Below are 20,481 nucleotides of genomic sequence, written 5' to 3' on the forward strand. Positions count from 1 at the left end.
CCGTTCAGGGGAAGATTGCCGGGTGCCCCCCGGTGAGTTGCCTCATGCGAGGCGAGGAGTGGTGAACATTCGATGACCGACGAGAACCGTACCCACGAGGCGGACGACGCCGAGGGGCGTACGCAGTCGGGCCTCACCGACGACAGAGGCGGTGCAGGCGCGACCTCGGAGTTCTCCAGGCCGGAGTTCCTGCCCGCAGGGCAGACGCCTCCCTCGCCGGTGGACCGGTCCCACGGAGTCCAGGGCTCCCAGGGGTACGGCGAGGGCTGGAGCCAGCTCGGTGAGCCCCCGGGGCGTGCCCGCTGGGGCGCCCGGGAGCCCGAGGGGCCCGGATACGAGGACTGGACCGGGCGTCAGGCCGCGCCTCCCGCCAACGGCGGCTGGGGAGACCCGTCGGGCAGGACCTACCGCGACACCGCGGTCTTCGCCGCCCCCGGGGGCTTTCCGGGGAACCAGCCGCCCCCGCCGTCGCGGGCGCACGGCCTCGGGCTGGGCTGGGCACCGCCGCCCGCGCCTCCGGTCCCCGGTGGGCCGGGGCCGTACGACGGGACCTTCGGCGGGTCGGCCGTCACCGAGCGGCGTGGCCCGCGCACCGGCACGCTGGCCGTACTGGCCGTGGTGATCGCGCTGCTGGCCTCCGCGGCGGGCAGCTTCGGCACCTACCTGCTCACCCGCCCGGCCAACTCCGACCTCGACCCGTCCTACCGGCTGGGGACGGCGCCGAGCGGCTCCAACTCCAGGGCCCCCGAGTCGATCGCGGGCGTGGCCTCCAAGGTCCTGCCCAGCGTGGTCTCGCTGTCGGTCAACGCGGGCACGAGCGCGAGCACCGGCTCCGGCTTCCTGATCAAGGGCGGTTACGTGGTGACCAACAACCACGTGGTCGCCGGGGCCGAGCCGAACAACAGCCAGATCCAGATCCAGTTCAGCAACCGCAAGTCGACCTCCGCCCACGTCGTGGGCCGTGACCCGGAGTCCGACCTCGCGGTGGTCAAGCCGGACGAGACCTTCGGCGCCCCGGAGATCGCCCTCGGCAACTCCGACAACGTGGTCGTCGGCGACCCGGTCGTCGCCATCGGCTCCCCGCTCGGCCTGACCGGGACCGTCACCTCGGGCATCGTCAGCGCCCTCAACCGTCCCGTCCAGGCCGGTGAGGAGAACAGCACCGACACGACCTGGCTGAGCGCCATCCAGACCGACGCGGCCATCAACCCCGGTAACTCGGGCGGCCCGCTGGTCAACTCGGCGGGTGAGGTGGTCGGCGTCAACTCGGCGATCGCCACCCTCGGCAGGTCGGTCGGCGGCCAGAGCGGCAGCATCGGCCTCGGCTTCGCCATCCCGGTCAACCACGCCCGCAGGGTCGCCGAGGAGCTGATCACCACCGGCACCGCGAAGAAGTCCCGGATCGGCGTCACCATCGACCAGTCCTACCAGGGCGCGGGCGTCCGCATCGACACCGAGGTCAGGGGCGCCACCAAGCCCGTCGAGCCCGAGGGGCCGGCCGACAAGGCCGGGCTCAAGCCCGGGGACATCATCACCGAGGTCAACGGCATCGTGCTGCAGGACGGCTACGAGCTGATCGCGCTGATCCGCAACAAGGCGCCGGGGGAGAGGCTGACGGTGAAGTTCCAGCGCGGCGGCCAGGAGAAGACGGTCGTCGTGACCGTCGGTGCCGCGTCCCCGCAGCCCACGCCCAGTCCCTCATGATCGACGGAGGGGCTGGTGCGGGCACGGGTCGTGGGCATTAGTCTGGAAAAGGCTCCGGGCGTGTGCCCGGAGCGCCGCCTTGGTGTCATCCCGCTAGGAGATCACGGTGTTCGGACTCGGCTGGCCTGAGATCTTGGCGCTTGTGGTCATCGCGCTCCTCGTCTTCGGGCCGGACAAGCTGCCCCAGGCGGCCGCGCAGGCGGGCAAGACGCTGCGTTCCCTGCGGCAGATGGCCAACAACGCCAAGCAGGACCTGCAGGACGGTCTCGGGCCGGAGTTCGCCAACTTCGACCCGACCGACCTGAACCCGAAGAACTTCGTCCGCAAGCACCTCACCGGTGACCTGGAGGACGAGTGGCGCAGCGCCACGGCGGGCGTCGCCGGAGGGGCCGCCGTCTCCGGCCGCACGGGGACCGACGTCCTGGACGACTTCGACGAACTGGGGTACGGCGAGCTCCCGCCCTACGACTCCGAGGCCACCTGACCTCTCGGTGACCCCGCAGTGACCTCTTGGGGCCCGCCGTACGTCCCGCTCTAGCGGCCCCTGGTCGGGGAGATGCCGAGCTGCATGCCCTTGAGGCTGTTCGACCTCCTGCTCAGGCCCGAGGCGATCTTGATCAGCTCGGCGGCGGCCGGGGCGTCGGGGTCGGTCAGCACGAGCGGCTTGCCCTCGTCGCCGCCCTCGCGAAGCCGCATGTCGATCGGCACCTGTCCGAGCAGAGGCACACGGGCGCCGAGGGTGCGGGTGAGCGCGTCGGCGACCGTCTGGCCACCGCCCTCGCCGAAGACGGCGATCCGCTCGTCACAGTGCGGGCACGGCAGCCAGGCCATGTTCTCGATGACGCCCGCGATCTGCTGGTGGGTCTGCACGGCGATCGAACCGGCGCGCTCTGCCACCTCGGCGGCGGCCTGCTGCGGGGTCGTCACCACGAGGATCTCGGCAGAGGGCATCCGCTGCGCCACCGAGATCGCGATGTCACCGGTGCCGGGGGGCAGGTCCATCAGCAGGACGTCGAGGTCGCCCCAGAAGACGTCGGCGAGGAACTGGTGCAGCGCCCTGTCCAGCATCGGGCCGCGCCACACCACCGGGGTGTTGCCCTCCGGCTTGAACATGCCGACCGAGATGACCTTGATGTCATGCGCGACCGGCGGCATGATCATGTCTTCGACCTTGGTCGGACGGTCGGAGACGCCGAGCATGCGGGGCACGCTGTGGCCGTAGATGTCGGCGTCCACGACACCGACCTTCAGACCGCCGGCGGCCATCGCGGCGGCGAGGTTGACGGTCACCGAGGACTTGCCGACTCCGCCCTTGCCCGAGGCGACCGCGAACACCCGGGTCAGGGAACCGGCCTGGGCGAAGGGGATCTCCTTCTCCGGCCCCCGGTTGCCGCGCAGCTTCGTCTGGAGCGACTTGCGCTGCTCGGTGCTCATGACGTCCATCTCGACCTGGACGCCGGTCACCCCTTCGACCTTGGAGACGGCCGTGGTGACGTCGCGTGTGATGGTGTCACGCATGGGACAGCCGGACACGGTGAGGTAGATTCCGACGCGCACCACCCCCTCGGGGGAGATGTCGACGCTCTTGACCATGTCGAGTTCGGTGATCGGCCGACGGATCTCAGGGTCGTTGACGGTCGCCAGCGCGGCCGTGACCAGTTCCGGGGTAGGTGCCATCGAAGTGTCGGCAACGGACGTCGCGATGAGGCGGCGGGGCTGCCGTCCCTCCTTGTCTATTGTCGTCCAGGCGTTTCACGGACAGTTCGTGCCGCTCCCGGCTGAGAGTGGGAGGGGCCACGGACCCATGGTATGAACCGGGAGTTGACGCCGGGAATTCCGGGCTCCCGCACCCGGGTGATCCCCTATGTAGGTGCGTGTGCAACAGTCTAAGGTTACTGCGTGACCGTTACGGCGGACGAGCCGAAGGAGGCCGTCAGTTCAGAGGAACTGGTGGTCTGGAGGGTGCTGCAACGCGTCCAGGCGCGTGTCACCCGGGCACTGGAGACCGAACTGCTCGTCGGTCACGACCTTGCCCTGGCCTCCTACGACGTGCTCTCCCATCTGGCGGAGGCGCCGGAGGGCAGACTGCGCATGAACGACCTGGCCGAGCGGGTCCTGCTCTCCCGCAGCGGCCTGACCCGGTTGATCGACCGCCTCCAGCGTGACGGCCTGGTCGACCGCGAGGCCTGTCCCAGCGACGCGCGTGGCCTGTTCGCGGTGCTCACCGAGGCCGGTGGCGTACGGCTGGCGCAGGCGCGGCCCACCTATCTGCGGGGCATCCGCGCCCAGCTCCTCGACACCCTGGGCCCTGAGGAACTGCGCCGGTGCGCCTCGATCCTGACCGAGCTCTTCCCCGCGGACGACTGACCCCTCAGAGGAGGTCGTTCGCCGGGGGCCGGGGCTGCTGGAGGTCCTCCAGCAGGCGCTGGAGTTCGGAGCGGACGTAGTCGCGGGTGGCCACGTCGCCAAGGGCGATCCTCAGGGCCGCGATCTCCCGGGTCAGGTACTCCAGGTCTGCCTGGTTGCGTTCGGCCGCGGCCCGGTCTATGTCGGTCTGGACGCGGTCCCGGTCGTCCTGCCGGTTCTGGGCGAGCAGGATCAGCGGCGCCGCGTAGGAGGCCTGGAGCGAGAGCATCAGGGTGAGGAAGATGAACGGGTAGGGGTCGAACCTCCCCTCGCCCGGAACCAGGGCGTTCCACACCACCCAGACCCCGACGAAGACGGTCATGTAGACGAGGAACCTGGCGGTGCCGAGGAAACGCGCGATGCGTTCGGACAGCTTCCCGAAGGCCTCGGGGTCGTAGTGCGCGCGCAGACGCAGGCCCTGCTGTCTCGGCTGGTCGAGACGGTCAACCATGTTCGGCTCCCGGTTCGTGGTTGCGCTCCCGCCAGTCTTCGGGCAGCAGGTGGTCGAGAACGTCGTCCACGGTGACGGCGCCGACCAGACGGCCGAGCTCGTCCACCACGGGCACCGCCATCAGGTTGTAGGTGGCCATGTAGGAGGCCACCTGGTTGAGCGTGAACTCGGGCCTGATCGGGTCGAGCGAGCTGTCCACGACCCCGCCGAGCAGCGTCGAGGGAGGCTCGCGCAGCAGCCGCTGGAAGTGCGCCAGCCCGAGGAAGCGGCCGGTCGGGGTCTCGATGGGCGGCCTGGCCACGTAGACCTGCGCGGCCACGGAGGGCGTGACCTCCCGCTGGCGGATGTGGGCGAGCGCCTCGGCGACGGTCGCGCTCGGCGGGAGCACCACGGGTTCGCTGGTCATCATGCCGCCTGCGGTGTCCTCCGGGTAGACCAGCAGCCGCCGGATGGGGGCGGCCTCCTCGGGCTCCATCAGCGCCATCAGGGCCTCGGCCTGTTCGGCCGGCAGGTCCTGGAGCAGGTCGGCCGCGTCGTCGGGGTTCATCTCCTCAAGGACGTCCGCGGCGCGCCGGGGGGTGAGCCTGCCCAGGATGCCGATCTGGTCGCGTTCCGGGAGCTCTTCGAGCACGTCGGCGAGCCGTACGTCGTCGAGGGCGGCGGCGACCTCGGTGCGGCGTTTGGCGGGCAGTTCGTGCAGCGCGCCGGCCAGGTCGGCGGCGCGCATCGTCTCGAAGGCGACCAGCAGGCCGGCCGCGCCCTGGTCCTTCTGCACCGCGCTGAAACCGCTGACCTCGGCCCAGTCGACGATCCTGGCCGGGCCGCGCCGCCGCAGGCCGAGGCCCTGGCCCACCCTGACGACGGCGACCTTGGTGATGAGCCACTCGGCGCGTCTGACCTGCTCCATGGCCAGGTCCAGGACGGTCACGCGTTCGCCCTCGACCTGCACCTCCAGGTCGAGCATCTGGCCGATGACCAGGCTCTCCGTGGCCCGCTGCTCGAAACGCCGCACGTTGATCTGGCCGCTGAAGACGACGGAGCCCGCCTCGATGCCGCGGACCCTGGTGATCGGCAGGAAGACCCGCCGCCTGGGCTGCACCTCGACGACGAGGCCGTGCACGCGTGGGGGAGCGGCGCCCGCGAACGCCACCACGACGTCCCTCACCCGCCCGATCTGGTCACCCACCGGGTCGAAGACCGGGGTTCCCGCGAGTCGCGCGATGAAGATCTTCACATTTGCAGGGTAGGTCGCCTTCTCGCCGGGGCGGTTCAAGGCTCGCTCACATTTCGGACGTCCCCTTGCTGGGCGCATATCCGATATGTCAGCATCAAAGCATGCGAACGGTAGTTACATGGGTGGTGAATCCGTGCGGCGTGACGGTCTGCTGATCGCCTTCGCGTCGTCCTGGTGTTTCGCGTTCTCCGGGCCGATGGCCAAATATCTCGGCGCGGCCGGGCTGTCCCCTCTTGAGGCCGTCTGGGTGCGGATGGCCGGAGCCGGGCTGCTGCTCACCGGGGTACTGGCGCTCCTGCGGCCCGCCGCGCTGCGCATCCCGCGCTCCCGGCTGCCGCTCTTCGTGGCCTACGCGGTCGTCGCGGTGGCCGGGGTGCAGGCGCTGTACTTCGCGGCGATCACCAGGCTGCCGGTCGGCGTCACCCTGCTCATCGAGTTCACCGCCCCGGTGCTGGTCGTGCTCTGGGTGCGCTTCGTCCGCCGGGTACGGCTGCCGCGCGCCGCCTTCGTCGGCGCCGTGGTCGCGGTCGTCGGCCTCGGCATCGTGGTCGAGGTGTGGTCGGGCATGGCCCTGGACCCGTTCGGACTGCTGCTCGCCTTCGGCGCCGCCGCCTGCTGCACGGGCTACTTCCTGCTCAGCGACGGCTTCGGCGGGGACGTCGACCCGCTCGGCCTGATCGCCTGGGGCCTGGTCGGCGCGGCGATCGTGCTCGTGCCGGTCTCCCAGCCGTGGAACATCCCGTGGCGGGCCTTCGGCCAGGTCGTCGCTCCCGCAGGAGGCCACCCCCTGCCCGTGCTGGCCGCGGCGCTGTGGATGATCCTCATCGCGACCGTCGCCGCCTACATCCTCGGTGTCACCGCGGTACGCCGCCTGTCGGCCGCCGTCGGTTCGACGGTCGCCTCGCTTGAGGTCATCGCCGGGGCGATCATCGCCTGGGTGCTGGTCGGTGAGGCGCTCGGCCCCTTCCAGATCGTCGGCGGTCTCATCGTCCTGTTCGGCGCCTACCTGGCCCAGCGCGCCACCGCGGCCCTGCCCGTCCCCGTCGAGGCCGGGGAACCGGCCAGGGTCGGCTGAGGCCGCGGGTTCCAGACAGGCCTCAGCCGGGCCTCAGGCGGGTTCCTGGGGCGTCAGCCGTACCACCGTGCAGGCGGCGGCCCAGCGCTCGGGCAGACCCGCGGCGTCGGGGGCGTTGAGCCGTTCCTTGGCCAGCACGGCGACCGCCTCGGGGGAGGCGGCCTGGTCGACCACCTCGACGGTCGCGTCGAAGACGACCAGGCGGGCCCCGTTGTCCTTGCTCCTGAGCGTCACCTGGACCCGTTCCACCTCGGCGAGGCGGGGCAGGTCCTGCTCGTCCCCGCCGGTGACGAGATAGATCGCGCCGTCGTGCCACACGTGCCAGGCGAGCCGCTGCCGGTCCAGTGACAGCCACAGGACCCCGGACTTCCTGGCGCCCTCCTCGATCACTCCCATGGCACGAATGTACGGCCTTCGCCTGCCGTCCCCGGCGGGGCGGGCTGCCGCTAGCGTTGGGTCATGCGCTCACGACGTTCGTGCCTGGCGGTGCCCGGCAGCAATCCCCGCTTCCTGGAGAAGGCCCAGGGGCTGCCCGCGGACGAGGTCTTCCTCGACCTTGAGGACTCCGTGGCGCCGTCGGCCAAGGAGGGCGCGCGCAAGAACGTCGTGGCGGCCCTGCGGGAGGGCGACTGGTCGGGCAGGACCCGGGTCGTGCGGGTCAACGACCTGAGCACGCAGTGGACCTACCGGGACGTCATCGAGGTCGTCGAGGGCGCCGGGGAGTTCCTCGACTGCCTGATGCTGCCCAAGGTCGAGGACCCGGCCCAGGTGGTCTGGCTCGACACGCTGCTGACCCAGATCGAGAAGGCCAACGGCCTGCCGGTCGGCCGGATCGGCATCGAGGCCCAGATCGAGAGCGCCAGGGGCCTGGTCAACGTGGACGCGGTCGGCGGAGCCTCCAGGCGGCTTGAGACGCTGGTCTTCGGCCCCGCCGACTTCATGGCCTCGATCAACATGCGGACGCTGGTCGTGGGGGAACAGCCTCCCGGCTACACCGAGGGCGACGCCTACCACTACATCCTGATGCGCATCCTGATGGCCGCACGCACGCACGGCCTGCAGGCCGTCGACGGCCCCTACCTGGCGATCAGGGACCTGGACGGCTTCCGCCGGGTCGCGGGGCGCTCCGCGGCCCTCGGCTTCGACGGAAAGTGGGTGCTCCACCCCACGCAGATCGAGGCGGCGAACGAGGTGTTCTCGCCGTCCCAGGAGGACTACGACCGGGCCGAGCTGATCCTGGACGCCTACGACCACTACACGACGGTCGAGGGGCGCGGCGCGGTCATGCTCGGTGACGAGATGATCGACGAGGCGTCCCGCAAGATGGCGTTGGTCGTGACGGCCAAGGGGAGGGCGGCGGGGATGACCCGGACCACCGCCTTCACCCCACCGGCCCCCTGACTCCCGGCCCGAGGGTTTTTCCCGTCATGAAATCTCGGAATTAAAGCCACAGATAGTGATAATTCCGGCGCCGCGCCGATAAATCTGACTAGAGAGGTCTCGTCATCGGGGCTCCGGCGTGTTGCTCTTGATGTGCACGGTTGGAACCCCCGCCGCCCCACGGAGGTGATCGTTTCCGCGGAACGGGGTAGTAGTAAGGTCTCCTGCGCTTCGCCGTGGCCGTACGGTGACGCGACGGAGTGTCACGGAGATGAATGGAACGGTCCGGAGTGCCCAACCCCGGGCTGGACGGGCTTCCTGCGAGGAGGTGCTGAGCGTGGCCCCGGGCCCCCACGAACCGCGCTCACGAGAGTGGCCGGCGGACGACGAAGGGACGCACGGAGGCGGACGCCGGCGGCATCCGGACTCGCCTCCGACGATCCAGCACTCCCCCCCAGGCCCCTCCGACGACGACCCCCGAGGACTTCCGCTCGCCTCCCCGTGGAGGCTGCCGCCGTTCGCCGCGCCCACCCCGGAGGACGAGCCCCCCAGGGCCCGCCCCGAGGGCCTGGGCGGTGAGCGCCGCCGCGCCCACACCCAGCCGTACGCCTCCCCGGCGGGCAGCCCGCCGGACCCCGACCAGCGTTCCGGCCCCGAGCTGTGGCCGGACCGGCCGCCCGAGCGCAGGCACGGCAGGCGGGACGGCGACCGGCCCGACCTGCTGGTGGCCTCCGGGCCGTCCCGCGAGCGGGACGACGCCCCCGGTGACGGCGACTACGGAGACCTCCTGAGCCCCTCCTGGTTCGACGACTCCGACCCTCTCGGCCCGGCGGCCGAGACGCCCAGGAGGACCGGAGAGGGCGACTACGGGGACCTTCTCGGCCACTCGGGGCGCGACGACGCCCACGCGGTCTTCTCGGCCCCCGGTCCCGACGCGTCCTGGGGGGAGACCGAGGAGCCGGACGTCCCCCGTGAACCGGTCAGACGCCGCCGTGGCGACCGGCCCGACCTGCTGGTGGCCTCGGGGCCGCCGCGCAGACCCGCCGAGCCCGCCCAGGAGGACCGGACCGGCCCGTACGACGTGTGGCACGACCTCCAGGAGGAGGCGCCGGCCCAGCCGTGGGAACCGGACGAGGACGAGCCCGCCGTACCGGGGGAGGACGACGACCTTGAGCCGGTGCACCGGCTCGGACGTCCCCCCGGAGGCAGGCCCGCCAGGCCCGACCTGCTGGTCGCCGAGGGGCCGCCGGGCAGGAGGGGGTCCGGCGGACGGCACCACCGCTCCACGACCGCCCCCTCCGCGCTGCGCCGTTCGAGCCCGGCCGGACGCGGGCGCAGAGGCCTGGTCGTGCCCGTCGTGGTCGCCGCCGTACTGGCCGCCGCGGTCGGCGGGGGAGCGGTGCTGTGGAGCTGGAACGGCGGGCCGTTCACCACCGGCCTGCAACTCGTCGGAGCCGAGGTGAGTCCCGGTGACACCGACTTCGCCCCGCCGGCGGACGCGGGCGGCACCGGATCGAGCCAGGTGCTCAACGCCGTGGCCTCGGCGGGCTCCGTCATGGTCGCCGTGGGCAGTGACACGACCAGCCCCGTGCCCAGGCCGCTGTTCCTCGTCTCCCCCGACGGAGGGGCGACCTGGCAGCTGGGCAAGGTGACCGGCCCGGCCGGTTACGAGAACGGCCCCACGACCGTGGGCAGGGTCGCGGGCGGCGACGGCCTCTGGCTGGCCGCGGGCAACGACCTCCTGGGCGCGGGCCGGGGCCTGTGGACCAGCGAGGACGGCACCACCTGGACCGCCGTGGCCCCGGCGAAACTGGGCGCGTTCATGACCGGCGACAAGATCATGGACCTGGCCAGGACCTCCTCCGGGTTCGTCGCGGTCGGCACGAGAGTGCTCCAGGACGGCTCATCGGGGGCCGTGGCCTGGACCTCCCCCGACGGGCAGGGGTGGAGCAGGGTCGAAGCCGGTGAACTCGGCACCCCGGACCGGGTCAGAGGACTCAAGGCGGTCGTGGCCAGAGGCGACTCGGTGGTCGCGCTCGGCGACCCGGGACGGAGCGGCTCTCCGGCCGTCCTGCGCTCGGCGGACGGAGGGAAGACCTGGACGCGGGCCGGTTCCGCGCCCTCGGGCGTCACCCCTGAGGCGGGCGCGCTCGCGGCCTCCTCCTCGGGGTTCGTACTCGTCCCGATCCAGCGGCGCGACGCGAAGGGCGACGTCGTCGTCTACTGCTCGGCGAGGGGCGACGACTGGGAGCGGTGCGGCGGCATCACCGGCCTGGCCCGGGAGGGCTCCGGGGTCAGGCGCCTTGCCTCCTCGGACGCCGGAATCGCCGCGGTCGCCGAATCCGGCTTCGAACGGTACGCCGTCTACACCAGCAGGGACGGCCGTGACTGGCGCAGGTCCACCGACCTGGGCGACGTGCCCGGCTCGCTACGGGCCCTGGCCATCTCGGAGGAGGGCACCCTCGTCGTCGGCGGAGACGAACGCGCCGCCGACGTGGACAACCGCCTGGTCCTCATCACGGCCCCCGAGGGAGGACAGGCGCGTCCCGTAGCCCTCGACCGGATCGACGGTCTGACCAGGGCCTCCCGCGACACCGCCAGGATCGCCGCCGGGAACGGCGCATTCGTCGCCGTCGGCGCGGTCGCCGGAGACGCGGGCATATGGACCAGCAGGGACGGCCACACCTGGAAGGGCGCGGGCCCGGCACAGGCTCTCGGCGGCTCGTGGCGCCAGGCCCTCAGCGACGTCACCCGGGGCAGGCAGGGCTGGCTCGCCGTCGGCGGCACGATGACCGACGCCTCCTCGACGGGGCCGCTCCTGGTCGCCTCGGCCGACGGCGCGACCTGGCGCAGGCTTCCCGCGACCGGCCCCCTCGCCCCCGCCGCGGAACACGACTTCCTCGCCCCCCACGCGGTGGCCGCGGGTCCCTCGGGCTACGTGCTGGCCGGAGAGGACCGGGGGCCGTCCGCGACCGTCCCGGTGCTGTGGTTCACCGCCGACCTCAAACGCTTCACCCGGGCGGCGCGTCTGCCCGCAGGCGGTGTCGGCGTGCGCCTGTACGACGTCTCCGTCACCTCCTCCGGGTACGTCGCCGTCGGCGGCATGGGCACCGACGGCCACGAGACCGGTGTGGTCTGGGTGTCCGCCGACGGGATCAACTGGGTCGCGCGCAAACCCGTGCTGCCCGAGGGCGCGACGGCGGCGGGCCTGAGACACGTGGTCCAGCACGGCACGACCATCGTCGCCACCGGAACCGCCGTCACCGGCGACGGGCAACGGGCCTTCGGGGCGATGTCGGAGGACAACGGCATCTCGTGGGAGTTCTCCTGGCTGCCCGCCGAAGGGGCGGCCACCGTACTGGACATGGCGGCGACGGCCGACGGCGTGGTCGCGGTCGGCTGGCAGGGAGCGCCGGGCGAGGGGGACGGCGTCGCGTGGACCTCGGAGGACGGCCTGAAGTGGCAGCCGCACGCCCAGACGGAGGACGGCCTCGCCGGGGAAGGTGCGCAACGGCTCGGCGCCGTCACCGTCGCCGGCGACCAGGTCGTCGCCCTGGGGCGTTCGACCACCTACGACAGCGACCACCTCACCCTGTGGCGCTCGACCCTGACGGCCTCCCGATGATCTTCCAGCCGATGAGGTCGTCGAGCAGGCCCGGCGAGAGAGGCAGCCGGGCCAGGTCGTCCTCGGTGAACCAGCGGGCGTCCTCCGCGTCGTCCCCGGCGCGGAGCGTGCCGCCGGAGGCCTCGGCGAGATAGTCGTGGATCTCGTAGACGACGCCGCCGGGGCCCGGACGGTCGACCGTGCCCGCCAGGCCGACGGCCCTGACCGTCAGGCCCGTCTCCTCACGCAGCTCACGGGCCAGCGCCTCGGCGTCGGACTCGCCCGGCTCGACCCGCCCTCCGGGGATGGACCACAGGCCCTTCCCCGGGGGACGGCCTCGCCGTACGAGGAGCAACCGGTCTTCCGCGTCACGGATGATCGCTCCCACACAATTTACGCGCACATGAACAAGATTACGGCTGCGCAACGAGAAGCGCCCTTGACGAACCGGGTGTGGACAAAGCACCGTGGGTAGGCGTGAGAGCCGAGCCCATTTGTCCGCGTTGTTTCGGCCCCCTCCGCCCGCCCAGTGCCTGGTCGAGCGCCTGGCGGTGTGGACCGCACGGTGACGTCCTGCCGTTGCAGTCGCCGAAACGCCCCTCTCAGGCTGCGATCGAGGGCCTCGGAAACTCCAGGGTCCCGGCCTGGCTTCCGTGGCCGCTGCCGCAGGGATGGCTGGTGACGGGCTTCGCGGAGGCGGGCGACGAACGCAGCGGCGTCAGAGGCACCGTGGTCGCGATCTCCGGCCCCTCACTGACCCACGGCCCCGCCGACATGCTGATCATCGCCGAGGAGCCCGGAGTGGGACTCGGCGCCGGGTTCGCCGGAATCGCGGGAACCGACCCGGGAGAGGGCTTCGGCGAAGGGCCGCCGCACGCCAAGGTCGAGATCATGGGCCATCCCACACCCATGTGGTGCGTCGAAGCGGCCCCCGACCGGGCGGTCTACGCGGGCGAGGCCCTGGGAAACTGGCTGTGGGCGGTCGTCTGGCCGGGCGAGGCGGGCTACCTGGTGACCCTCGCCGAACTCTCCCTGAGAGATCTCAGGGAACACGACCAAACCCTCGACCTCCCTCTGGGAGCTTTCTCTCCGCGCCTGGAAAACTAGTTGTGTCTCTCTGCGACGCCTTCGGCGTCGCGGGTTGTGTCTCTTTGCTCCGCCTGGCGGCGTCGCGGGCTTGTGCGCTTCGGGTCGGTGTCTTCCCTCGTCGCTGTGTCTCTTTGCTCCGCCTTCGGCGTCGCGGGCTTGGGCGCGTCGGTGCTTTCCCTCGTCACTCCGTCGCTTCGCTCCTGCGTTCCTCAGTCCAAGCACCGACGCGCCCAAGCCGAAACCCCTCGCGCACGGCACCGGTAGGGCCAAGATCAAAGTCTTCGCTTCGGGCTTGTGGTTGGCCGTGCGCTCTTCTTTCCGTGTGGGGCCGGGGGTCTGAGGGCCGGTGCGGCTCGTCTGTGTGAGCCGGGAGAACTCCTCGTCGTTCTTCGGGCAGGTGGTGAGGCGTGTCCGCCCGAGGGCGGTGGGCCGTTACCGGGTGGTCTGAGGGGGCCGAATTCCGGGAGGGCTACTTTGAGTGAGGGGAACGGGGATGCTTGCTACCCTGCGGGTCGGGAACGTCTGGTCTGTCATGGCGTGTTCCTTACCGAGGGTCAGGGGAAACGGGTGTTCGACGTCCAGTTCTTCGTCGAGGCGTTCGTCACGATGTTCGTGATCATGGACCCGCCCGGGATCATCCCGCTCTTCCTCGCCTACACGGGTGGTCGTACGGCCCTCGAACGTCGCAGGATCGCCTGGCAGGCCCCCATCGTCGCGTTCTGCCTCATCGTGATCTTCGCTGTTTTCGGTCAGGCCATCCTGGGATACCTGCACGTCGAGGTGGCGGCCATGCAGATCGCCGGTGGCCTCCTGCTTCTGCTGGTCGCCCTGCAACTGCTCACCGGAGACACCGAGCCTCCCGCCAACGCCGTACGGTCCAACGTCAACGTGGCGCTCGTCCCGCTCGGCACCCCACTGCTCGCCGGGCCGGGCGCGATCGTCGCCACGATCGTCTTCGCCCAGCAGGCCGGCCACAAGGACGGCGGCATCCTGGCCCTGGCCCTGGCCATCGCCGTCGTGCACATCCTGCTGTGGGTGTTCATGCGTTTCTCGGTCACCGTCATAAGAGTGATCAAGGAGAACGGCGTGGAACTCATCACCCGGGTCTCCGGCCTCCTCCTGTCCGCCCTGGCCGTACAACTGATCATCACCGCCATCCGCACCCTCCTGAACACCCCTACCTGAGACCGACCCCTTTTCCGTCTTTCGGCTCAGGCCCTCCCGACGCTGTGTGCGAGGGGTTCGGCTCATGCTTTTCCGGTGCTGGGAGTGAGGGGGTCCAAGCCCGCTCTGCCGAAGGCGGCGTGAAGGGACTTACCGGTGTCGTGTGTGAAGGGTTTCGGTTCGGGCGCGCCGGCGCTTGGACTGAGGAGCGAAGGAGCGAAGCGGATGAGCGACGAGGGAAAGCGTCGGCTCGAAGCGCCCGAACCCCGCGACGCCGTCAGGCGGAGCAAGAGACAGGGCGCCCGAACCCCGCGACGCCGTCAGGCGGAGCAAAGAGACAGGGCGCCCGGACCCGCGACGCCGAAGGCGTCGCAAAGAAAACAGGTAAAGTGCGGAAGCGTGACAGCGCGTATCGAGCGAGTGGTGACCGAGGGCGTCGTCGATGTCGACGGCGTCGAGCACAAGGTCGAGAACAACACCTGGATCGTGGGTGACGATGAGGAGGTCATCGTCATCGACCCCGCGCGTGACGCGGAGGCGATCCTGGAGAAGGTCGGCGAGCGGGAGGTGCTGGCGGTCGTCTGCACCCATGGTCTGCCCGACCACGTGGGTGCGGCCATCGAGGTGGCGGCCCGTGACGAGGCCGTGGTCGCGCTCCACCCGAAGGACCGGCCGCTGTGGCGGCTGACCTGGTCGGAGACGTGGCCGGACATCGAGATGGAGGACGAGGGGCTGTTCGGCGTCGCGGGCGTCCAGCTTGAGGTCCTCTCGACGCCCGGCGTCTCGCAGGGCGGGGTCTCGCTGTACTGCGAGGCGCTCGACGCGGTCTTCAGCGGCAAGACGCTGCAGGCCGACGGTCCCGGCAGGATCGGCGGGGAGTATCCCGCGCTGGCCGACCAGCTCACCGCGATCGGCGGCAGGCTGTTCACGCTGCCGCACCGCACCCGGGTGCTGCCCGCGCACGGCGAGGAGTCCACGATCGGTGACCTGGAGCCGCAGTTCGACGCCTGGCTCTCCGGTTCGCTGACCCGCGGCACGGTCGAGGAGAAGGAAGGGCCGCTCACCGACGGCACCAGGGCCGCGGGCATCCGGATCAACCTGAACGACGAGTAGTCCTTTCATGGACCAGCTGCCCCTGGAGGGCATGCCGCGGCGGCTGTACTCGTGCACGCCGTCGCGGTTGAACACCTGGCTGGACTGCCCGAGGCGTTACCGGTTCACCTACCTGGACCGGCCGGCGCCGCAGAAGGGTCCGCCGTGGGCGCACAACAGCGTCGGCGTCAGCGTGCACAACGCGCTGGCCGGGTGGTGGCGGGAGCCGTACGAGCGGCGCACGCCCGTGATGGCGGGCGTCCTGCTGAACAACGGCTGGATCGGCGAGGGGTTCCGCGACGCCGCCCAGTCGGCGGCGTGGCGTGCGCGGGCCCGTGAGATGGTCATGGGCTACGCCGCCTCGCTGGACCCCGCTGACGAGCCGGTCGGGGTCGAGCGTACGGTCGCCACCAGGACGTCCGTCATCGCCGTCTCAGGGCGGGTCGACCGGCTCGACCGGCGCGGTGACGAACTGGTCGTCGTGGACTACAAGACGGGCCGCCGCCCGCTGACCGAGGACGACGCGCGTTCCTCGCTGGCGCTGGCCGTCTACGCCGTCGCCTCCTCCCGGATGATGCGCCGCTCCTGCCACCGGGTGGAGCTGCACCATCTGCCGACGGGCTCGATCGTGGAGTGGGAGCACTCCGAGGAGTCCCTGGCCCGGCACATCGGGCGTGCCGAGGCGATCGCGGTCGAGGCGTCGGAGGCGGACGAGGCCTACCGGGCCTGGGCGGGCGAGGCCCCCCGAGGTTCCCGTACGGCCGCCGCGGGGCGCACGCCGCCCGCAGTACCACCTCGGATCGACGAGGTTTTCCCGCCCAGGACGGGCCCGCTCTGCTCCTGGTGTGATTTCCGCGCGCACTGCCCGGAGGGACAGCGGGCCGCCGACGGCCGTCAGCCGTGGGACGGCCTCGGCGACGACTGAGGCGTTCTCGAAGCATCTCCACAGGTCTCAGGAGCGGCCCTTACGGCACGCCTGAGCGCCCCTTGAGACGAGGTTCCGGGGGCGGGTGATGACTGGGGCGCGGGTGTCCGGAATTTGGCGTTCAGTGCATGAGTATCTCAGGGCTTCTGTCGTGTTGTGCCCCGGATTGATCCGATGAAATATGTATCAAAAGTGGTAGATTATTATATTTGGGGCCAATAACAGAAAATAGGTCCGACGTAATTGCCGCCAACCATTGACGAAAGCACTGATATCGGGTCATAACGGTTGTGACCCAAAACCCACGCGTCACATGGAAGGCGGTGCACTCTCATGGTCGAGACCACGGAGCGCCAAGGCGAGAAGGCCACCTGGCACAAGCCCGGTTACCAGGTCGTCGAGGCGTCGATGGAGATGACGGCGTACTTCCTGGCCACCAGGTAACCGGACGGGGGTTCACGCCATGCGACTGCGAATTCTGGGAACCGCCGCAGGCGGTGGCGTCCCCCAGTGGAACTGTGCGTGCCCCGGGTGTACCGGGGCACGCACCAACCCGGCCTGGCGGCGCACCCACGCGTCGCTGGCCGTCGAGGACCACATCGTCAACGCGACCCCCGACATCGCCGAACACGTCGAGACACTGCGTTCCGGCGGTACGCCCACGGAGCGGACACGCGTCATGCGCGTGGTCCTCACCGACGCCGAACTCGACCACACACTGGGGCTGTTCCGGCTGCGCGAGGCCGACGAACTGGAGATCGTCGCCACCCCCACGGTCCGCCGGGCGCTCACCGGTGGGCTGAGGCTGTCTGAGGTGCTCTCCCCGTACGCCGACCTGCGCTGGCGTGACCTGACGGCGGACGGCGAGGTCGCGCTCGCCGAGGACGTCGGTGTCCAGGCGGTCCCGGTCTCCGGGAAACGCCCCCGCTACGCCTCGGACGAGGCGGCGGCTCCCGACTGGGTGGTCGCGCTGCGCTTCACCGACCGGGCGAGCGGCGGGACGTGCCTGTACGCCCCGGCCTTCGGCGTCTGGTCGCCCGAGCTTGAGTCGGCGATGGCCGAGGCCGACTGTGTGATCGTCGACGGCACCTTCTGGGACGACGAGGAGCCCCGCCGTACCGGGATCTCCTCGCGCACCGCGACCGAGATGGGCCACCTGCCCGTCGAGGCGACGGCGGAGCGACTGTCCCGGCTGCCCGGCCGGTGCCTGTACACGCATCTGAACAACACCAACCCCCTCGTCGACCCGGACGCGCCCCAGCACAAGAGGCTGGCCGAACTGGGCGTCGAGGTGGCCGCCGACGGAATGGTGATCGAGCTGTGAACGCCGAATCCTGGACCCCCGCCGAGTTCGAGGCCCGTCTGCGGGCCGTGCCCGAGGCGCGATACCACAACCGCCACCCCTTCAACGTGCGCATGCACGCCGGGGAGCTGTCGCCGGAGGAGATCCGCCGGTGGATTCTCAACCGTTTCCACTACCAGCGGCACATTCCGATCAAGGACGCGCTCATCCTCGCCAAGCTGGAGGCGCCGGAACTGCGCCGCATGTGGATCCGCCGTATCCAGGACCACGACGGAAGGCGCGCGGGCGAGGGCGGCATCGAGCGCTGGCTGCGCCTGGGAGAGGCCGCGGGCCTGGACCGCAAGGACCTGCTGTCCGGGGAGGGCGTCCTGCCCGGCGTGCGGTTCGCCGTCGAGGCGTACGTGAACCTGTGCAGGCTGGGGACGCCGCTTGAGGCCGTCGCCGCGTCGCTGACCGAGCTGTTCGCCCCCGACATCATGCGGACCAGGATCGAGGCCTTCGAGCGGCACTACACCTGGATCGACTCCGAGGGCCTGCAGTACTTCAGGGGCAGGATCAGCCAGGGACGGCAGGACAGCGGGGAGGCCCTCGAAATGGTCCTGGAGTGGGCCAGGGGACGGGCCGAGCAGGAGCGGGCCGTGGCCGCGCTCTCCCGCAAGTGCGACGTGCTGTGGGCGCTGCTCGACGCGGTGGACCAGGCGTGACGGCCGCCGAGGCCCCCTCCCCGGGGGCGGAGACCGTGCCCCAGGCCGACTGGCGGCCCCGCCTCGGCTCCGGGATCATCCTGCGGCACGACGCCGTACGGCGGGCCGACCTGCTGGTCATGCCCGAGCGGATCGTGCTGCTTGAGGGCGGGGCGGTCGCCGTACTGCGGCTGTGCGACGGGGTCAGGACCGTGGAGGAGATCGTCGAGAGGCTGAGCGCGGACTTCCCCGGGGCGCCGGTGGCCGACGACGTCACCGAGTTTCTCAGCCGGGTGCGCACGGAGGGGTGGGTGCGATGAGTGAGACGGGCGACGGGCCCGCGCCGCCGTGGGCCATGCTGGCCGAGCTCACCCACGGCTGCCCGCTGCACTGTCCCTACTGCTCCAACCCGGTCGGGCTCATCCCGCGCTCCCGGGAGCTGGCCACCGCCGACTGGGTGCGGGTCTTCGAGGAGGCCGCCGCGCTCGGGGTGGTCCACGCGCACCTGTCCGGCGGCGAGCCGCTGCTGCGCGCCGACCTTGAGGAGATCACCGCCGCCGCGGCGCGCAACGGCGTCTACACCCAGCTGGTGACCAGTGGCGTCGGGCTTGACGAGGACCGGCTCGCCCGGCTGGTCGAGGCGGGGCTGCACAGCGTCCAGCTCTCGGTGCAGGACTCGACGGCCGCGGCCTCCGACCTCATCGCCGGGACCCGCTCCTTCGCCGCGAAGGAGCGCGCGGCGGCCCTGGTGCGTGAGACGGGGCTTCCGCTCGGGCTCAACGTCGTCCTCCACCGGCGCAACCTCGACTCCATCGAGGGCATCGTCGAACTGGCCGCCTCCTGGGGCGCCGAGCGGGTCGAGCTGGCCAACACCCAGTTCTACGGTTGGGCGCTGCGCAACCGGCGCGCGCTGCTGCCCACGCGCGAGCAGCTCACCCGGGCCAAGGAGACCGTGGAACGGCTGCGCGAGCGGGTCGAGGGCGTCGAACTGATCTGGGTCGTCCCCGACTACTTCGACGGGGTGCCCAAGCCCTGCATGGGTGGCTGGGGGGCGATCTCGCTGACCGTCGGCCCGGACGGATCGGTGCTGCCCTGCCCGGCCTCCTACGACCTGCCACTGGAGTTCCCCAACGTCAGGGATCACTCGCTTGAGTGGATCTGGCGGCGTTCGGCGGCCTTCGAGGCCTACCGGGGCACGGAGTGGATGAGCGGGCCGTGCGCCGGTTGCCCGCGCAAGGAGGTGGACTTCGGTGGCTGCCGCTGCCAGGCCTACGCGCTCACCGGGGACGCGAGCCGTACGGACCCGGCGTGTGGGCTCTCACCCGACCACCACCTGATCACCGAGCTGGTCGAGTCGGCGGGGGACGGAGAGCTGGTCTACCGGCGGCCGGAACGGCTCACCCCGCCACGCCAGGCGGTCGGCCCGAACCCCTGAGGTACGCGGTTCAGCTGCGCAGGTTCGCCTCGGCGGCGGTCCAGAAGCGGATGAGCGCCGCCGCCGTCGTCTCCGGGGCCTCGACCGCGGGAGAGTGGGCCGCGCCGGGCACGACGACGCAGTCGGCGTTCAGCCGGTCGGCCATCTCCGACTGAGCCATCGGCGGCCAGCCGTCGTCGTGCTCGCCGAACAGCACCAGGGTCGCCACGTCCACCTGGTTGAGCTCGTCACAGCGGTCACGTGCCGCGAGGATCTCCTTGGTCATCACGGACATCCCGACCGGGGAGTTGGCGAAGAAACGCTTGCGCAGAAAGGCCACGATCTCGTCGGGCACCCCGGCGGACAGGGCCTCCGGCTCAAGGTGGGTGTCCCACATCCGTTCGAGCCCCACCTCGGGGGCCCTGGTCAGCATCTCCCGGCCCACCTGCTCTCTGGGGCCGACGATCGCGGCGGGGCCGGTGCTCATCATCGTGTAGGAGGCGAACTTGGTGCGGCCGTCGATGACCGCCTCCCGGGTGACCAGGCCGCCGAAGGAGTGCCCGACCAGGTGGACGGGCTCACCCCTGCCGATCAGCTGCGCCAGCGCGTCGACGTCGTTGCCCAGCGCCGCGCACGTGTAGGCCGACGGGTCGTCGGGGCCGCCCGTCTCGAACTGCCCCCGCATGTCGATCGCGACGACCTGACGGCCCGACTGGGCGAGCGTCTGAAGAACCGCGAGGAAGTCCTCCTTGCTGCCGGTGAGACCGGGAACCAGCAGGGCGGGCATGCGTTCGGCGATGCCGCTGACCGGCAACGCCTCCAGCGCGGCGAACGTGCCGGCCGCAGTCTCCAGCCGACGGGCACGGACGCCTGGAGGCAGGGTCAGAAAACGCGGCGTACTCACGTGGCCCCACGATACCTCTCTTGGTGACATGTCTCCGCGCCCCGAGGCCGGAC

Annotated in this window: 20 protein-coding genes; 14 read left to right on the forward strand and 6 right to left on the reverse strand. The window is 71.1% G+C overall.

Annotated features, from left to right (window positions below; genetic code table 11):
- Positions 1-72: 72 nt before the first annotated feature.
- Together ACIBVQ_RS15225 and ACIBVQ_RS15230 are read left to right on the forward strand one after the other, a co-directional pair.
- Positions 73-1,704, forward strand: a complete 1,632-nt coding sequence (locus ACIBVQ_RS15225) for a trypsin-like peptidase domain-containing protein (RefSeq protein ID WP_362776505.1) — start codon at positions 73-75, stop codon at positions 1,702-1,704.
- 106 nt (positions 1,705-1,810) lie between these two features.
- Entirely contained in the window at positions 1,811-2,188 is a 378-nt protein-coding gene (locus tag ACIBVQ_RS15230; protein ID WP_362914241.1) for a sec-independent translocase, read from the forward strand.
- A gap of 50 nt (positions 2,189-2,238) precedes the next feature.
- On the opposite strand, the gene ACIBVQ_RS15235 is transcribed toward ACIBVQ_RS15230, so the two are convergent.
- On the reverse strand, positions 2,239-3,381 hold the full coding sequence (locus tag ACIBVQ_RS15235; RefSeq protein WP_352016552.1) for a P-loop NTPase: 1,143 nt from the start codon (positions 3,379-3,381) through the stop codon (positions 2,239-2,241).
- 222 nt (positions 3,382-3,603) lie between these two features.
- Here ACIBVQ_RS15235 and ACIBVQ_RS15240 point away from each other — a divergent pair, with 222 nt between their 5' ends.
- Positions 3,604-4,071: a MarR family transcriptional regulator gene (locus tag ACIBVQ_RS15240; RefSeq protein WP_362914243.1), complete on the forward strand. Its 468-nt coding sequence runs from the start codon at positions 3,604-3,606 to the stop codon at positions 4,069-4,071.
- 4 nt (positions 4,072-4,075) lie between these two features.
- Here ACIBVQ_RS15240 and ACIBVQ_RS15245 read toward each other — a convergent pair whose 3' ends face one another.
- Complete coding sequence (locus ACIBVQ_RS15245) at positions 4,076-4,561, reverse strand: DUF1003 domain-containing protein (protein WP_352016554.1); 486 nt, start codon at positions 4,559-4,561, stop codon at positions 4,076-4,078.
- Positions 4,554-5,795, reverse strand: coding sequence for a magnesium transporter MgtE N-terminal domain-containing protein (locus ACIBVQ_RS15250; RefSeq protein WP_352016555.1), 1,242 nt, complete (start codon positions 5,793-5,795; stop codon positions 4,554-4,556). Before ACIBVQ_RS15250 ends, ACIBVQ_RS15245 begins: the two co-directional genes overlap by 8 nt.
- Before the next feature lie 133 nt (positions 5,796-5,928).
- Here ACIBVQ_RS15250 and ACIBVQ_RS15255 point away from each other — a divergent pair, with 133 nt between their 5' ends.
- Positions 5,929-6,870, forward strand: a complete 942-nt coding sequence (locus tag ACIBVQ_RS15255) for an EamA family transporter (protein ID WP_399177955.1) — start codon at positions 5,929-5,931, stop codon at positions 6,868-6,870.
- Positions 6,871-6,903: 33 nt separating this feature from the next.
- Here ACIBVQ_RS15255 and ACIBVQ_RS15260 read toward each other — a convergent pair whose 3' ends face one another.
- Positions 6,904-7,266 carry a hypothetical protein gene (locus ACIBVQ_RS15260; protein ID WP_399177957.1) on the reverse strand — a complete coding sequence of 121 codons (363 nt, stop codon included), beginning with the start codon at positions 7,264-7,266 and terminating at the stop codon, positions 6,904-6,906.
- A 63-nt stretch (positions 7,267-7,329) separates the two neighbouring features.
- On the opposite strand from ACIBVQ_RS15260, the gene ACIBVQ_RS15265 reads away from it, so the two are divergent.
- On the forward strand, positions 7,330-8,271 hold the full coding sequence (locus ACIBVQ_RS15265) for a CoA ester lyase (protein ID WP_352016558.1): 942 nt from the start codon (positions 7,330-7,332) through the stop codon (positions 8,269-8,271).
- A gap of 316 nt (positions 8,272-8,587) precedes the next feature.
- Positions 8,588-11,875 carry a hypothetical protein gene (locus tag ACIBVQ_RS15270; protein ID WP_399177959.1) on the forward strand — a complete coding sequence of 1,096 codons (3,288 nt, stop codon included), beginning with the start codon at positions 8,588-8,590 and terminating at the stop codon, positions 11,873-11,875.
- Here ACIBVQ_RS15270 and ACIBVQ_RS15275 read toward each other — a convergent pair.
- On the reverse strand, positions 11,838-12,242 hold the full coding sequence (locus ACIBVQ_RS15275; protein WP_399177961.1) for an NUDIX hydrolase: 405 nt from the start codon (positions 12,240-12,242) through the stop codon (positions 11,838-11,840). The genes ACIBVQ_RS15270 and ACIBVQ_RS15275 overlap by 38 nt on opposite strands.
- Positions 12,243-12,331: 89 nt before the next feature.
- On the opposite strand from ACIBVQ_RS15275, the gene ACIBVQ_RS15280 reads away from it, so the two are divergent.
- From ACIBVQ_RS15280 to pqqE, 8 genes are all read left to right on the forward strand, one after another.
- Positions 12,332-12,961, forward strand: coding sequence for a DUF6758 family protein (locus ACIBVQ_RS15280; protein WP_362914252.1), 630 nt, complete (start codon positions 12,332-12,334; stop codon positions 12,959-12,961).
- Between the two features lie 549 nt (positions 12,962-13,510).
- Positions 13,511-14,128: a MarC family protein gene (locus ACIBVQ_RS15285; RefSeq protein WP_352016271.1), complete on the forward strand. Its 618-nt coding sequence runs from the start codon at positions 13,511-13,513 to the stop codon at positions 14,126-14,128.
- 378 nt (positions 14,129-14,506) lie between these two features.
- Positions 14,507-15,220, forward strand: coding sequence for an MBL fold metallo-hydrolase (locus ACIBVQ_RS15290; RefSeq protein ID WP_352016270.1), 714 nt, complete (start codon positions 14,507-14,509; stop codon positions 15,218-15,220).
- Between the two features lie 7 nt (positions 15,221-15,227).
- Positions 15,228-16,124 carry a RecB family exonuclease gene (locus tag ACIBVQ_RS15295; RefSeq protein WP_399177964.1) on the forward strand — a complete coding sequence of 299 codons (897 nt, stop codon included), beginning with the start codon at positions 15,228-15,230 and terminating at the stop codon, positions 16,122-16,124.
- 463 nt (positions 16,125-16,587) lie between these two features.
- Positions 16,588-17,448 (forward strand): pyrroloquinoline quinone biosynthesis protein PqqB, encoded by an 861-nt coding sequence (gene pqqB / locus ACIBVQ_RS15300; protein ID WP_399177966.1) that lies wholly within the window; start codon positions 16,588-16,590, stop codon positions 17,446-17,448.
- Positions 17,445-18,131 carry a pyrroloquinoline-quinone synthase PqqC gene (gene pqqC, locus ACIBVQ_RS15305; protein ID WP_352016267.1) on the forward strand — a complete coding sequence of 229 codons (687 nt, stop codon included), beginning with the start codon at positions 17,445-17,447 and terminating at the stop codon, positions 18,129-18,131. The genes pqqB and pqqC overlap by 4 nt, the downstream gene beginning before the upstream one ends.
- Complete coding sequence (pqqD, locus tag ACIBVQ_RS15310) at positions 18,128-18,430, forward strand: pyrroloquinoline quinone biosynthesis peptide chaperone PqqD (protein ID WP_386196117.1); 303 nt, start codon at positions 18,128-18,130, stop codon at positions 18,428-18,430. Before pqqC ends, pqqD begins: the two co-directional genes overlap by 4 nt.
- Entirely contained in the window at positions 18,427-19,545 is a 1,119-nt protein-coding gene (pqqE, locus tag ACIBVQ_RS15315) for a pyrroloquinoline quinone biosynthesis protein PqqE (protein ID WP_352016265.1), read from the forward strand. Before pqqD ends, pqqE begins: the two co-directional genes overlap by 4 nt.
- A gap of 10 nt (positions 19,546-19,555) precedes the next feature.
- Here the strand turns inward: pqqE and ACIBVQ_RS15320 are convergent, their stop codons facing one another.
- Positions 19,556-20,428 carry an alpha/beta hydrolase gene (locus ACIBVQ_RS15320; RefSeq protein WP_352016264.1) on the reverse strand — a complete coding sequence of 291 codons (873 nt, stop codon included), beginning with the start codon at positions 20,426-20,428 and terminating at the stop codon, positions 19,556-19,558.
- Between the last annotated feature and the right edge of the window lie 53 nt (positions 20,429-20,481).

It is taken from the genome of Streptosporangium sp. NPDC049376, from assembly GCF_044466505.1.
Classification (GTDB): domain Bacteria; phylum Actinomycetota; class Actinomycetes; order Streptosporangiales; family Streptosporangiaceae; genus Streptosporangium.

What these genes read in the sequence shown, in the direction of transcription:
- ACIBVQ_RS15235 (WP_352016552.1), bottom strand. Translation starts at nt 3,381, where the DNA reads ATGGCACCTACCCCGGAACTGGTCACGGCCGCGCTGGCGACCGTCAAC.
- ACIBVQ_RS15245 (WP_352016554.1), bottom strand. Translation starts at nt 4,561, where the DNA reads ATGGTTGACCGTCTCGACCAGCCGAGACAGCAGGGCCTGCGTCTGCGC.
- ACIBVQ_RS15225 (WP_362776505.1), top strand. Translation starts at nt 73, where the DNA reads ATGACCGACGAGAACCGTACCCACGAGGCGGACGACGCCGAGGGGCGT.
- pqqB (WP_399177966.1), top strand. Translation starts at nt 16,588, where the DNA reads ATGCGACTGCGAATTCTGGGAACCGCCGCAGGCGGTGGCGTCCCCCAG.
- ACIBVQ_RS15265 (WP_352016558.1), top strand. Translation starts at nt 7,330, where the DNA reads ATGCGCTCACGACGTTCGTGCCTGGCGGTGCCCGGCAGCAATCCCCGC.
- pqqE (WP_352016265.1), top strand. Translation starts at nt 18,427, where the DNA reads ATGAGTGAGACGGGCGACGGGCCCGCGCCGCCGTGGGCCATGCTGGCC.
- ACIBVQ_RS15295 (WP_399177964.1), top strand. Translation starts at nt 15,228, where the DNA reads ATGGACCAGCTGCCCCTGGAGGGCATGCCGCGGCGGCTGTACTCGTGC.
- ACIBVQ_RS15260 (WP_399177957.1), bottom strand. Translation starts at nt 7,266, where the DNA reads ATGGGAGTGATCGAGGAGGGCGCCAGGAAGTCCGGGGTCCTGTGGCTG.